The sequence below is a fragment of the Sphingobium sp. SYK-6 genome (assembly GCF_000283515.1).
Taxonomy (GTDB): domain Bacteria; phylum Pseudomonadota; class Alphaproteobacteria; order Sphingomonadales; family Sphingomonadaceae; genus Sphingobium; species Sphingobium lignivorans.
Genome location: NC_015976.1, coordinates 1,377,996 through 1,391,479, shown reverse-complemented (window position 1 = coordinate 1,391,479; position 13,484 = coordinate 1,377,996). Strand labels below are relative to the sequence as shown.

At 65.8% G+C, this 13,484-nt stretch carries 14 protein-coding genes; all 14 read right to left on the bottom strand.

Features of this window, described 5'->3' with window-relative positions; translation table 11 throughout:
* Nucleotides 1–443 precede the first annotated feature (443 nt).
* The 14 genes from SLG_RS21650 to SLG_RS06195 all read right to left on the bottom strand — a co-directional run bounded on the left by SLG_RS21650 (nucleotide 444) and on the right by SLG_RS06195 (nucleotide 13,448).
* Nucleotides 444–590 (bottom strand): hypothetical protein, encoded by a 147-nt coding sequence (locus SLG_RS21650; protein WP_158512688.1) that lies wholly within the window; start codon nucleotides 588–590, stop codon nucleotides 444–446.
* A 213-nt stretch (nucleotides 591–803) separates the two neighbouring features.
* Nucleotides 804–1,571 carry a phosphotransferase gene (locus SLG_RS06260; RefSeq protein ID WP_014075603.1) on the bottom strand — a complete coding sequence of 256 codons (768 nt, stop codon included), beginning with the start codon at nucleotides 1,569–1,571 and terminating at the stop codon, nucleotides 804–806.
* 147 nt (nucleotides 1,572–1,718) lie between these two features.
* Entirely contained in the window at nucleotides 1,719–3,395 is a 1,677-nt protein-coding gene (locus SLG_RS06255) for a formate--tetrahydrofolate ligase (protein ID WP_014075602.1), read from the bottom strand.
* An 85-nt stretch (nucleotides 3,396–3,480) separates the two neighbouring features.
* A complete protein-coding gene (locus SLG_RS06250; RefSeq protein ID WP_014075601.1) occupies nucleotides 3,481–4,347 on the bottom strand; it encodes a methylenetetrahydrofolate reductase in 867 nt (288 codons plus the stop codon).
* A gap of 257 nt (nucleotides 4,348–4,604) precedes the next feature.
* Nucleotides 4,605–6,020, bottom strand: coding sequence for a vanillate/3-O-methylgallate O-demethylase (gene ligM, locus SLG_RS06245; protein ID WP_014075600.1), 1,416 nt, complete (start codon nucleotides 6,018–6,020; stop codon nucleotides 4,605–4,607).
* Between the two features lie 298 nt (nucleotides 6,021–6,318).
* Nucleotides 6,319–6,867 carry a VOC family protein gene (locus SLG_RS06240; RefSeq protein ID WP_014075599.1) on the bottom strand — a complete coding sequence of 183 codons (549 nt, stop codon included), beginning with the start codon at nucleotides 6,865–6,867 and terminating at the stop codon, nucleotides 6,319–6,321.
* Entirely contained in the window at nucleotides 6,864–7,595 is a 732-nt protein-coding gene (locus SLG_RS06235) for an alpha/beta fold hydrolase (RefSeq protein ID WP_014075598.1), read from the bottom strand. Before SLG_RS06235 ends, SLG_RS06240 begins: the two co-directional genes overlap by 4 nt.
* Nucleotides 7,596–7,610: 15 nt before the next feature.
* Nucleotides 7,611–8,624 (bottom strand): zinc-dependent alcohol dehydrogenase family protein, encoded by a 1,014-nt coding sequence (locus SLG_RS06230; protein ID WP_014075597.1) that lies wholly within the window; start codon nucleotides 8,622–8,624, stop codon nucleotides 7,611–7,613.
* A 223-nt stretch (nucleotides 8,625–8,847) separates the two neighbouring features.
* Nucleotides 8,848–9,657 carry a helix-turn-helix domain-containing protein gene (locus SLG_RS06225; protein WP_014075596.1) on the bottom strand — a complete coding sequence of 270 codons (810 nt, stop codon included), beginning with the start codon at nucleotides 9,655–9,657 and terminating at the stop codon, nucleotides 8,848–8,850.
* Between the two features lie 225 nt (nucleotides 9,658–9,882).
* Nucleotides 9,883–10,632, bottom strand: coding sequence for an SDR family NAD(P)-dependent oxidoreductase (locus tag SLG_RS06215; RefSeq protein ID WP_014075595.1), 750 nt, complete (start codon nucleotides 10,630–10,632; stop codon nucleotides 9,883–9,885).
* Between the two features lie 84 nt (nucleotides 10,633–10,716).
* Nucleotides 10,717–11,589, bottom strand: a complete 873-nt coding sequence (locus SLG_RS06210; RefSeq protein ID WP_014075594.1) for a 4-hydroxyphenyl-beta-ketoacyl-CoA hydrolase — start codon at nucleotides 11,587–11,589, stop codon at nucleotides 10,717–10,719.
* Between the two features lie 140 nt (nucleotides 11,590–11,729).
* The gene (locus SLG_RS06205; RefSeq protein WP_014075593.1) at nucleotides 11,730–12,188 is read right to left on the bottom strand and encodes a nuclear transport factor 2 family protein; all 459 of its coding nucleotides are present in this window, start codon (nucleotides 12,186–12,188) and stop codon (nucleotides 11,730–11,732) included.
* 67 nt (nucleotides 12,189–12,255) lie between these two features.
* Nucleotides 12,256–12,723 (bottom strand): nuclear transport factor 2 family protein, encoded by a 468-nt coding sequence (locus SLG_RS06200; RefSeq protein ID WP_014075592.1) that lies wholly within the window; start codon nucleotides 12,721–12,723, stop codon nucleotides 12,256–12,258.
* On the bottom strand, nucleotides 12,720–13,448 hold the full coding sequence (locus SLG_RS06195; protein WP_014075591.1) for a nuclear transport factor 2 family protein: 729 nt from the start codon (nucleotides 13,446–13,448) through the stop codon (nucleotides 12,720–12,722). The genes SLG_RS06200 and SLG_RS06195 overlap by 4 nt, the downstream gene beginning before the upstream one ends.
* Nucleotides 13,449–13,484 lie beyond the last annotated feature (36 nt).

Genomic DNA, 13,484 nt, shown 5'->3' with positions numbered 1-13,484 from the left:
GGTGCGCCTCAAATGACCCGGCGGCGTGGCCAGACGTCGGCCGGGCGAAGGTCCGCTTTAAAGGAACCCATCAAGGTCGGTGGATGGCCGATTGGTTGTGGCAAGCGGACATTTCCACTTTTCGTCATTCCCGCGCACGCGGGAATCCAGTGACACCCCGGCGCTCGTACGCGATGTCTCAGCTGGATTCCCGCGTGCGCGGGAATGACGATTTAAGGGGAAGATGACGTCTCCATTGGCGTCTGTCCGGAAAGGCCGCTCTTGAGGCCTCGCACCTGATTTTCTGCCGTTCGCCATCGCCTTGTTATCGATCTTTCATAGCCGAATGCGGAGCGAGCGGTTCCGGTTGTAACACCGAAGATGTCGCATAAAACTGCGAATGTCAGCTTTTAGGACAGAGGGCTTGCAGGAGCTATGGCGTAAAGGTGATGGAAAGCGGACGATCACTCGATGGCCAGAAGAACAATGATCGCTGCAATTGTCCCGACAATAAAGAAAAGATTTCCAACGATTGGATGACGCTTGAACCACGCCCCGAACCAGCGGTTTCCGAGCCACGCGCCAAAGCCAGAAAGAATCCAATCGATCATGGAACCCCTACCCCGGAATTATTCCATAATGAGGGACGGCACGTCCGCAACAGAAGTCGTATCGGGTCAGGCTTCTTCTGGAGCAAAAGCGGGATAACCGCCGTTCCGCAAAGGCCTGGACTCTGTCCACGCCGCTTGGGCATCCCCCTGCCGTGGGTATCTCCGCTCCATCTGCGCAAAGCCGAGGGTGACGGCAAGCCACTCCCCCGCCCCTCAGCCAGCATCGAGAGCCGCAGCAAAGGCCGCCTTGTGGCGCAGCATATGCGCGCGCTCCTCGTGGGACCAGCGCAGCATGGCACGCGCCTTCTCCTCGCTCACCGCGACGCGCCGCAGATCGCGCAGGGCGGCTTCCCAATAACGGATATTGCCGTCGATCCGTCCGATGATGGCCGCCACCAGCCCGGCCCGCTCGGCCGGCGCGACCCCATAATGGCGGGCAGCCAGAGCCGCCTGCCGGCATTGCGCGGCGAGCGGCGCGCGGTTCGCTTGTGACGAGATCGACCACATCCAGACCAGATAGGCCAGGTCGTCGATCGCCCGGCCGGGCGCGGCCATGTCGAAATCGATCCAGGCCACCGGCAGGCCGTCGCGAAAGATGGCATTATAGGGCCCGCAATCGAAATGGCAGGCGACCTCGCTCTCCCCCGCCAATGCCGTGCCACGCGTGGCATCGTGCAGCCGGCGCAGCAATCGCGCCGCCGCGATGACAGCCGCGTCGCCATAATCCCGCAGCGATGGCTCGACGTCGCCCGCGATCCATCCGAGCATGTCCCGCCCCTGCGCATCCTGGCCGAGAAAGGCCGGCGCGAGGCCGGGGGCCGCCCTCTCCAGATGGCGCAGCAATGCACGCGCAAAGGCGGCATTGTCGCGCGGCGGGCGGCGGACAGTGTCGCCGACACGCACCACGCCGCGCGTCGCCCGCCCACCGGCAAGCGGCTGCTCCGCTGCGCCTTCCGCTTCTGCTCTCCCCGCGCCCGTCATGGCGCCAGCGTCGCACGCGGGTCCCGGCATCGCAAGCGGGCGCCGAGCCGCCATAGCGAAAGGCCCGCCACACATCTGCGCGGCGGGCCTTCCCGATGTCTTCACGCGGTCATGACCCGGTCATGACGCGCACGGCATGGCCGGGGCTCAGAACAGGCCCTGGATCTGGCCCTGCTCGTCGAGCTTGATGAAGTCTGCCGAGGGGACCTTGGGCAGGCCGGGCATGCGCATGATGTCGCCGCAGACCGCCACGATGAACTCCGCGCCGGCCGAGAGGATCACGTCGCGCACGGGCACGACATGGTCGGTCGGGGCGCCGCGCAGCGCCGGGTCGGTCGAGAAGCTGTACTGCGTCTTGGCCATGCAGACCGGCAGATGGCCGAAGCCGTCCGCTTCCCAGCCCTTGAGCTTGTTGCGCACGCTGCTGTCCGCCGTCGCCTCGGTCGCGCGGTAGATGCGCTTGGCGATCGTGTCGATCTTCTCGAACAGCGGCATGCTGTCTTCATAGAGCGGCGCGAAGTTGGACGAACCGCTCTCGGCGAGCGCGACGACCTTGCGCGCCAGTTCCTCGGTGCCGGCCGAGCCGTTGGCCCAGTGGCTGCACAGTACCGCCTCGGCGCCCGCGGCCTCGGCGATTTCCTTCACCATGGCCATTTCCTCGTCGGTGTCCGTGATGAACTGGTTGATCGCGACCACCACCGGCACGCCGAACTGGCGGACATTCTCGATGTGGCGAGCGAGATTGACGCCGCCCTTGCGGACCGCCTCCGGGTTCGCCGTGCCGAGATCGGCCTTGTCGACGCCGCCATGCATCTTGAGCGCGCGGATCGTCGCCACGATCACTGCGGCCGAGGGCTTGAGGCCCGCCTTGCGGCATTTGATGTCGAAGAACTTCTCCGCACCCAGGTCGGCACCGAAGCCGGCTTCCGTCACCACATAATCGGCGATCTTGAGCGCGGTCTTGGTGGCGAGCACCGAGTTGCAGCCATGCGCGATGTTCGCGAACGGGCCGCCATGGATGAGCACCGGATTATTCTCCAGCGTCTGCACCATGTTCGGCTGCAGCGCGTCCTTGAGCAGCACGGTCATGGCGCCCGAGGCATTCAGCTCGCTGGCCAGCACGGCCTTGCGCTCGCGCGTGTAGCCGGCGTGGATGTTGCCGAGGCGCCGCTCGAGGTCCTTGAGGTCCGAGGAAAGGCACAGGATCGCCATGACTTCCGAAGCCACGGTGATGTCGAAGCCGTCCTCGCGCGGATAGCCATTCGAGACGCCGCCCAGCGAATTGACGATCGAGCGCAGCGCCCGGTCGTTCATGTCGAGCACGCGGCGCCATGCGATGCGGCGCGGATCGAGGCCGAGCTTGTTGCCCCAGTAGATGTGGTTGTCGATCAGCGCGGCGAGCAGGTTGTTCGCCGAGGTGATGGCATGGAAGTCACCGGTGAAGTGAAGGTTGATGTCCTCCATCGGCACGACCTGCGCATAGCCGCCGCCGGCCGCGCCGCCCTTCACGCCGAAACAGGGGCCGAGCGAAGGCTCGCGCAGCGCCGCCACGGTCTTCTTGCCGATGCGGTTGAGGCCGTCGGCCAGGCCCACGGTGGTCGTGGTCTTGCCTTCGCCGGCCGGCGTCGGGTTGATCGCGGTGACGAGGATCAGCTTGCCGTCCTGGTTGCCCTGAACGCTGTTGATGAAGTCCCAGCTCAGCTTGGCCTTGTAGGGGCCGTAGTTCAGCAGCGCGTCCTGCGGGATGCCGACTTTCGCGCCGACCTCCGCGATATTCTGCATCTTCGCTTCGCGGGCGATCTCGATATCGGAGCCTTGTGCCATGTGTCCTCCTCGTCCTTTCTCGTGGCGAGCCCGGGCAGGTCGCCCGGGCCGATGCGCCGTAAGTCCTGTTCGGTCGGCAGGGCGCTCAGATGCCCTGCTTCCCCTTGAAATTGACGATCCACTCGTTGGTCTTCACCAGGCCACCGAAGGGATAGAAGTGCAGATGCACCTGGCCATGTTCCGGGCCGAGCACCGGCGTCAGGTCCTCGATCACCGGGTCCGGGCCGGCGCTGCCGATCAGGCTGGTGATGGAAAGGCCATATTTCTTGACGACCTTGGCCGAGGTGCCCACGCCGCACCGCGCGGCGAAGCGCAGCAGCGTCTTGATCGAGGCCGGGCCAGCGAGGCCGATGCGGACGGGCCCGTCAATGCCTTCGCTGCGGATTTGCTTGAGCCACTCGAGCACCGGCTCGGCATCGAAGCCGAACTGCGTCATGATCGAATAATCGATGCCCTGCCGCTTCAGCGAGGCCACCTTGTCGTGCATCGCCTTGGCGAGCTTCTCGTCGGTGATGTCCGGATGACCTTCCGGATAGCCCGAGATGCCGCAATGCTCGATGCCATATTCCTTGAGGATGCCGCTGTCGATCAGCGCCAGCGCGTCCTCGTAGATGCCGAGCGGCTCGTTGGGATCGCCCGCGATCACGAACACATGCTTGAGATCGATGACGCCCTTGAGCATGTCGAGATAGGTGCGCAGGTCCGCCTCGTCGATCAGGCGGCGGGCCGAGAGATGCGGCACCGGCCGGAAGCCCAGCTCCTGGATGCGCTTGGCGGCGCGGGCGCGATCCTCATATTCGGCGCCGGGGAGGAACGTCACGGAGATCAGCGTGCCGGGCGGGATCATGTGCGCGGCATTTTCCAGCGCTTCCACGTCCTTGGGCGTGATCTCGAGCGAGTAGTCGGTAAACAGCCGCGACAGGGCGGCCTTGTCGAGCGTTGCAGTAGCCATCGGTTCCTCGCCTCTTCCTCGCCTCAGGGTTCAGGTTCGATTGCGCGAGAGCCGCGGGAGCCGGTCGTTCGGCGGTCCCGGCCGGGTGGCGCTGCATGCCGGCGCCAGGCGGGGCCGGTCGTCAGCATCGCCCTCGATTCGCCGTGCCGACGGACGCGGCGGCTCCTCGGGACGAACGGCGCCCTTCGCAGAGCAATCGTCATGGGTGGCGCCGGGCGACCGTCCCCCGTGGGAGATGGCCGCCCGATGCCCAAAGGTCAGGCCGTGACGGCAGCCTTGCGCCAGCCGCCTTCGTACGTCTCGCGCGCGGTCACCGAATAGGGGACCGGGCTCACGACGGCGCGCACGGCCATCTGCTTGTGCGGCTCGACCGTGGTCTTGCGCGTACCGCCATTTTCCTCGCCCCACAGGACCGTCAGCTCGGTGCCGACGGGGATCTCGTGGTCGATCGTCGCGAGCGAAAGCGCGCGCTTCTCGTTGTAGGAATAGCCGGTGAACATCGACATGCCGACCACGTTGCCGGCCGCGTCGAGCACGGCGTCGGCGTTGGTGTTGGCATAATTGGCCAGCGGCAGGTCGAAGAACTTGTAGTGCGCGTCGGCCTCGGTGTCGAACAGCGAAGCGTAGATCTTCGCCATGTCGTCGCCGTTCCAGGCCAGCGTGACCTTCTTGCGCTGCGTGGCCGGGTCGATCGCCTCGAGAGCGTCGCGGCCGATGAAGTCGTGGTCGAACTTCACGAAGGGACCATAGCCGATCTCGTAGGGATTGACGTAATAGTCCTCGATGTTGCTGGACACGAACGAACCGCCGATGGCGCCGCTCGCCTCATAGCTGTTGGCCGGCAGCCACTCGCGATAGGCCTTGAGCTTGTCGCCGGTGTAGATGGCCGGCAGCGGGCTCGGGATCCAGCCGGATTCCAGCGTGTTGGACGGATAGGCGCGCGAACCGACCGGGATGAGGCCGAATTCCTTGCCTGCCTCGAGGATCGCGTTGCGGGCCTTCTCCTGGGTTTCGTAGGGACCCCAGATCTCGAGACCCGGCGCGCCGGCCATGCCGTGACGCAGGGTGCGGATCTTCATACCGGCGATGTTCATCTCGGCCATGTTGAAGAATTTGAGCTTCTCGAGCGTGCCGCCGTGCAGCTTCTCGATCACGTCCCAGGCCTTCGGGCCCTGGATCTGGAAGCGCCAGGAGATGCGCTGCACCGGCTTGCCCATCGGGCGGCTCGGCGAGCGGTCGTCATGCACGATGTCGACGTTATAACCGCCGGTCTGCGCATGATACATCAGCCAGTTGGCGGCCGGCGCGCGGCCGACATACACGAACTCTTCCTCGGCGAGGTAGAAGATGATGCCGTCGCCGATGACATGGCCATAAGGCGTCACGGGCACGTACTGCTTCGCCTTGTTGGGCTCCCAGCCCTTGGGCGAGTTGATCATCGTGTCGGAGAGCAGCTTCAGCGCGTCCTTGCCACGGATGTAGAGGTCGACCATGTGGTGGGTCTGGTCGAAGAGCACTGCCGAATTGCGCCATGCCCACTGCTCGGTGCGCCAGTTGGAGAATTCCGGCGCCACCACCGGATACACATAGGCACCGATCTGGCTGTTGCGCAGCATTTCGACGGTGTTGCCGCCGGCGGCAAGCACTTGTTCAAGATTGGTAGGTGCCGACATCAGCTAAGTCCTCTCCTTGATCATCGCGAGGTACGGGTCGGCGTTCGACGCAATCGGTCGAATCGATGGACGCCCGGAAACATACGAATTTTTGTATGTTACACAAACGAAAATTTCGTGCCCCCGGCGCATCTGTCCAAACTTGTGTCACTGGCTGTATCCAGCGCATTTCCGCCATTCTTGCTGCACCCGCGAAGGGTTGTGAGGCCCATTTCAGACCAGGCGGAAACGGCCCTAGAAATCTCGGCACGCGGGTCACCTCCGACGTCCTGCGGCGCCATGTTGCTGCGCAGCAAAATCAGAGGAAGGAGCGCAACGGATCCTTGCCATCCCAGCCCCGCGTCTGCTCCCAGAAGCGCGTGAAGCCCTCGTCCATGCCGGGGGTCGCGGGGATCAGCTCGACGAAGCCCGGCGCGCCCGGCCCGCCTTCGAAATAGGCGACCGACCCGCCGGTGGGCACCGGCGCGCGATGCGCGAGCACTTCGCCCCGCGCGATGCGGCGCTCGACTTCCGCCTCGATCTCGTCGCCGTCGATGGCGAGGCCGAAATGATGAAAGCCATAGCCCACCCGGTCGATCGTCTCCTTGTAGACCGAGGGATTGTCGTCGAGCGGCTGCAGCAGCTCGATGTTCATCGATCCCGCGAAGCTCATCGCGATGGCGACGTCGCTGGTGCAAGGCGCGCCCCGGAACACATGCCCTTCCCCGCCGAAGCGCGGGAGGAAGAACCACGGGCCGATGCCCAGCTTGCTGATCCACCAGTCGATCGCTTCGTCCATGTCCTTCACGACATAGGCCATCTGGCAGACCGTGCCGACCTGCCCGCCGAAACCCATTGTCCTGTTCATGCCTGCGTCCTCTCCGCTATCGTTGTCAGGGCGCCCGCCAGTGCGTCGGGTACGCACAGGAACGGGCTGTGATCGCTGTCGAGCGTGGTCACGCTCGCGCAGGGAAGGGCCGCCGTCATGGCGCGCTGTGTCGCCAGCGGCAGGACCCTGTCATGGATGCATTCCACATAATGGCGCGGCACGCGGCCGAAGCGCTCCGGCGTGACGCGGACCGGCGTGCCGAGCGGACGCACCGGTTCCGCCACGAGCCGCGCGGCGCTCACGGCCTGCACCTGCGGCTCGCAGTGGCTGTAGAAAAGCGGGATCGCCGCCTGCGCGGAGAGCGCCACGCCCAGCCCGTCCGCGACCGGCGAGAGCCCATCGGAAAAGCCGCCATGCTGCGGCTCGCCCATCATGTCGTAGAGGCTGCGGCCATCCTCGCACAGCAGCGCCGCGACATAGACAAGCGCCGCGAATGCCTCGGGCGCGCGCTCGGCGGCACGGCTGACGACGAGCCCGCCCCGGCTGTGCCCGCACAGGATCACCGGCCCCGGCAAGGTGTCTGCCTGCGCGATGGCGAAGTCCGCCCAGCGGTCGAGCGTCGCCGCCGCCAGGGCCCGCGCGTCCCCGCCCATGCCGGGCAGGTCCGGCGCCGCCATGGCATGGCCCCGCGCTTCCAGCGGCCTGCGCAGGCGCTCGAAGCACCAGCCGCCATGCCAGGCGCCATGGATCATCAGAAAGCTCGCCATGCCGGCCTGCCGGGGTCAGGAGAATGCGATCACCGCCTTGCCGAACAGGTCCGGGGATTCGACATAGGCATAAGCCGCCTTCGCGTCTTCGAAGCTGAAGGTCGCGCCGATGACGGGCTTGATGCCATTGGCGTCCACGGCCCCGGCCAGCCGCTCGGCCATGCGTCGCGAGCCCACGAAGATGCCGCGCAGGATGCTGCCGGTCATCATGAGCGCGGCCGGATTGGGCCCGCCGACGGGATTGAGCACGCCGATCAGCGCCACCTCGGCATTGTGGCGCAGCGCGGCGAAGCTCTGGTGCAGCGTGCCGGCCCCGCCGACCTCGACCACCTTGTCCACGCCGCCCAGCGTCGTGCCGACATGGCGCCCCCAGTCCTCGATCGCCTTGTAATTGACGCCATGGTCGGCGCCGAGTGCCTTCGCCCGTTCGAGCTTGGCATCGCTCGAGGATGTGACGATGACCTCGCAACCCGCCGCCTTGGCCAGCAGCAGCGCGATCATGGAGACGCCGCCGGTGCCGAGCAGCAGCACGCGATCACCCGGGCGGACCGGTCGCGGACCCTCGAACAGCGCGTTCCAGGCCGTCACGCCCGCGCAGGGGAGCGTCGCGGCTTCCGCGTAGCTCAGCGATGCGGCGATGGAGACGACGCCCTGCTCGGGCAGTAGCACGGTTTCCGCAAGCATGCCCCGCCCGCCTGCCGCGCCGTTCGCGGGGCCGGTGTGGGGATTGGGCGGTCCGTCGACCCAGTCCTGGAAAAACGTGCCGGCCACCCGATCGCCGGTCCGGAAACGCGAGACGCCGGGGCCGACCGCGACGACCTCGCCGGCCCCGTCCGACAGCGGCACGATGGGCGATGGCACCGGCCCGCCCATATACTGGCCGCGCACGATCGCCTGATCGCGATAATTGAGGGAGCATGCGTGGACGCGGATCGCGACCTCGCCGGGGCCGGGCACCGGATCGGGCATCTCGATCAGGCTCAGATCATCGATCGAGGTGGCGCCCGCCGCCAGTTGCCATGCACGCATCCGCTTGTCTCCTGTGCTCATTCGCCTGGCCGGCTCTGGACGGTCGCTGGGCTGTTCAGCCGGACCGACCCGGGAGCGGCCGTTCAAAACCCTTGAGGCATCCCTCGCCGGCGCCTCTTCCGAACGGCTCTAGCCGCCTCGCGCGAGCTCCGGCAAGCGCAGCGTTTTCACCGCATGCAATGCCTTTCAGAGTCGATACCGCCTCGCCGCCCCGAAGGCCCGGTCAGGCTACGACGCCGCGCGCCGCCGCCAGGTCCGTCGCGATGCCTTCCGCCGCGCGGCGCAGCGCGCCGAGATGGCGCTGCACGACCGTCGCCGTGTCGCTGCGGCGCTGCAGCCAGGTGATGTTGATCGACGCGACCGGGAAGGCGCCGAGAATGACCGGCACCGCCATGGAGCGCCGCCCGTCCTGCCGCACTGCCTGCCAGTCCCGGTCCGGCCAGGGATGAAACGGCTCGCGCAGCGCATAGCCACGGTCGCGGATGCCGGCGAGCATGTCGTCCAGCAGCCGTTCTCCCGCGCTGTCGCCTTCCGCCGGGCGCAGCCGGCGGACGATCGCCGCGCGCTCGTCCGGCTGGCAGGCGCCAAGATAAGCCCGCCCCGTCGCCGTGTGCAGATAGGAAAGGCGCACCCCCACCGGGCCCAGCATGATGGCATCGAGCCGGATGAGCGGGCTGTTCGTCTCCACGATCTCGACATGGTCGGCGCGCGGCACCGCCACGGCGGAAGGCCATGCCACCTGATCGGACAGGCGGGCCAGATGACCAGATGAGACCTCGGCCACTTCCTCGGCGGAGATATCCGCCGACGGTGGCCGCAGGCGCGCGCTTGGCAGGAAGGCGCCATCGGCGAGGCGCTGCCAGATATGGCCATGCTTGCCCAGCGTGACCACCATGCGCAGCAATGTCGCCTTGGGCAGGCCGAGCGCCAGATGAAGTTCGTGAAGATTGGCGCCTTTGCGCCGGTCGATTTCCGACAGGACCTGCAAGCCGCGCTCCAGCGCGCGTACGGTCTTCACTTTCCGTTCGATCAAGCGCCTCTCCTCCTCGCTTGTTCTTTCACTGCGCGAAATAACACAGCCCCTCCGGCCCACCAAGAAGGAAGCCCGGAACAGCATGATTTTCTGCGGCTTTTGCGCGCATTTCCCCCTGCCAGTGCGCGGACGTCCGGTTGCGCCGCAGAGCAAGTCCCGCTGCCTCACCGGCATCGCCGCCGGCCTCGCGAATCAGCCGTGCAAGGCGCCCCGCTTTGCCCCGCATCAGACCTCCAGTGTCTCCAGCACGCCGCCGTCCACGGCCCAGCCCTGCGCGGTCACATGGCTCGCGGCGGGCGAGAGCAGGAAGCAGGCCACTTCGGCCAGTTCGTCCGCCGAGCCCATGCGGCGCTGGGGCACGCGCTGGTTGATCCGCGCCGCCTGATCGGGCGGGATGAGGTCGAAGGCGGGAGTATCGATGAAGCCCGGGATCACGCAATTGCACCGCACGCCATGCGGCGCCATTTCCACCGCGATCGCCCGCGAGAGGCCCAGCACGCCATGCTTGGACGCGACATAAGCGGGGTTCATCGCCATGCCTCGCTTGCTCGCCATCGAACCTGTCACGAGGATGCTGCCTTCCCCCGCCGCGATCATCGCGGGCAGCACGGCCTGCATCGCCCAGAAGACGCTGGTGAGATTGACGCGCAGCACATCCTCGAACAGCTCGCCCGGATAATCGAGCGCGGGCGCGAAATTGCCTGCCAAGCCGGCATTGGCGAACAGGCCATAGGCGGGGCCGAAACGGTCCGCCGCGGCCTGCAGCGCGGCGTCCAGTGCCGCCTTGTCGCCCACATCGGCGGCGAAGGCGGCAGCGCCGGTGCCGATCTCGCCCGCCTGCGCCGTCAGCGCATCGATCCGCCGCGCGATCATCGAGACTTTCGCTCCGCGCGCGGCCAGCATCCGCGCCGTGGCGAGACCGATGCCGCTCGATGCCCCGGTGACGATGATGTGCCGTCCGGCCAGATCGCTCATGCTGCTCCTCTCCTTTTGTCCGGCGCGATTGAAGGCAGCCCCCGCCCGCGCCTTTTCGTCATCGATGTCCGGGTGCCGGCCCCCTCAGCCCAGCCCCAGCACGCGCACGGCATTGTCCTTCAGGATGAGCGGCAGCACATCCTCCTTGAAGCCGACTTCCTGCGCGGCGGCGATCCATTTTCCCGGCGTGATGAGCGGGAAATCGCTGCCGAACATCATCTTGTGCTTCAGCTGCGTGTTGGCATAGCGGATGATCTGCGGCGGAAAATATTTCGGGCTCCAGCCGGACAGGTCGATGAACACATTGTCCTTGTGCAGCGCCATGGAGAGGCTTTCGTCCGTCCAGGGCCAGCTGGGGTGCGCGAGGATGAACTTCATGTCCGGGAAATCGGACGCCGCATCGTCCACCAGCATCGGCTGGCCATATTTGAGGCGGATGCCCCCGCCCCCGCGCATGCCCGTGCCCATGCCCGAATGGCCGGTGTGGAAGATCGCCGGCAGCTTGTAGTGCGCGATCACTTCGTAGATCGGGTAGCCGGTCCGGTCGGAGGGGTGGATGCCCTGGATGAGATGGTGGAACTTGAAGCCCTTCACCCCATAATTTTCGATCAGGTCGCGCGCCTCGCGAGCGCCCATCTTCCCCTTGTGCGGGTCGATCGAGGCGAAGGGGATGACGATGTCGTCATGCTCGGCCGCCAGCTCGGCAATCTCGTAGTTGGAAACCCGCTTGGCGCCGACCGCGCTTTCGCAATCCACCGTGAACAGGCAGAAGGCGATCTCGCGCTGCCGGTAGAAATCGATGATCTCGGGGATCTTCGGCCGTTCGCGCGGCGCCTTGAAATAGGCGGACGCGGCATCGAAGAACTGCGCCATCACCGGGTCCTCGGGGTCGTGGCACGAGACTTCCGCATGGACGTGGACGTCGATGGCTTTCACTTTGCTGGGGTCGATGGGCATGGGGTCTTCTGCTCTAGCTTGAGGAAGGGCGGCCTTGTGCCGGCGCGCTGATCTCCGGCCCGTCTTGTCCTGGCATCAGGGGCTGCACGGATCAGCGGACAAAATCAACCCGTCGCCGGCGCGGGCATGGCGGCCGGGGCTCAGAACATCGGATGCGGATTGGCCGATGTCTCCGGCATCGGCTGGATCACGTCCCAATGCTCCACGATCTTGCAGTCCTTCACCCGGAACATGTCCACCGCCGCGAAACCGCGCGTGCCCGGTGTCATCACCGAATGATAATGGACCGCGACATGCGTCTCGTCCCCGAAGATGCGCTTGATATCCACCTTGAGCTGCGGATTGGCATCGAAGATCGGGCCGAGATGGCGCAGCGCAGCGGCCCGCCCGTCCTGCGCATAGGGATTATGCTGGATATAATCCTCGGCCACCCAGGTCATGAACGCCTCGCGCCAGTTCTTCTCGACGAAGAACAGCCGGCTGAAATCGCTGACGATCTCCACCGCCGTCTTCCCGCAACTGTCCGGCTCGGCGGCGCGAGCGGGCGCCGCAGCGGCCGACATCGCCAGCATGGCGACCATGAACATCCTTGCCTTCATGTCCTCTCCTCCCCTTAGCCGCACCGTCGCACTCCGGGCGCCCGGCAAGAGGCCCCGACGCCCGCGTTCAGAACATCGGATGGGGATTGGCCGATTTCTCGGGGATCGGCTGGATCACATCCCAATGCTCGACGATCTTGCAATTCTCGACCCGGAAGATGTCCACCACCGCCGAGCCGCGATCCTGCGCATTCATCTGGAGCTTGTTGTGGACGACGACGAGATCGCCTTCCGCAATCACGCGCGCCACGGTGTAACGCAGCTCGGGCATCGAGCGGAAGAACGGCTCCAGCGCCGCGATGCCATTGTCCCGCCCGTCCTTCGCCACGGGATTGTGCTGGATATAATCTTCCGCCACCCAGGTCATGAACGCGGTGCGCACGTCCTTCTGCTCGTAGAACAGCGGAATGAAGCGATCGACCACTTGCCGGGCGGTGAGATCGCACTGTCCCTCCGCCGCCTGCGCGGGCGCGGCGATGCCGGCCAGCCCCAGCGCGAGGGCCATGACGCGCGTGCCCAGGGATGCGCGGCTCATGCGGGCTTCTCCTTCTTCATCATCATCGGCGTGAAATTCTCGACCATGAAGGCCTTGCCCAGCACCGGATGCGCGAAACTCATGGGCACTTCGTAGCGGTGCGGCCAGGTCTGGCGCACGTCCTTCTGGGGCAGGATGCGATCCGGGCCGTCCGGATTCTCCGGATAGCAGACCAGCGCCGGCTGGAGATGCGCGACCGTGTGCGCCCAGCCGGTCTCATAATCGCCCTGCCACTGCATCATGTAATCGAGCCGCTTGATCTTCCAGACGCCGTCTTCCTTGACATAGTCATTCTCGTAGAGCCCGGATTCCCAGAATTGCTGCGGGACCTCGTCCGGCTTCTCGTGCAGCACCTCGTCATGCCAGCCACCCGCGAGGATGCCGCGGAACCGACCCTTGGCGGTCTGCCCGTCCTCGGCGACGGTGATGATGTCCTGAAGCTGGAAATGATCGAGAAGCAGGCCATGGACAGGCCCGCGTCGTCCGCCGGTGAAGCGATTCTGGAACCATGTGCCGTAAAGACGCATCACGCCTTCGTAACCGACATATTCACCGGAAAGAAAGACGACGACGCCGTCCTTCGCGAAAAGCCCGGCGACTTCTTCCGGCCTGTTATAATCTATATAATATCCATAAGCCCATTGGAGCCGCCTGATCGCGTTCACGTCCTCGAGTTGCTGAACCTTCTTTTCCAGCTCAGCCAAACGCGTTTCCACATCAGCCATTATCGACTCCTCTCTCCTTGTCTGCAAGGATGGCTA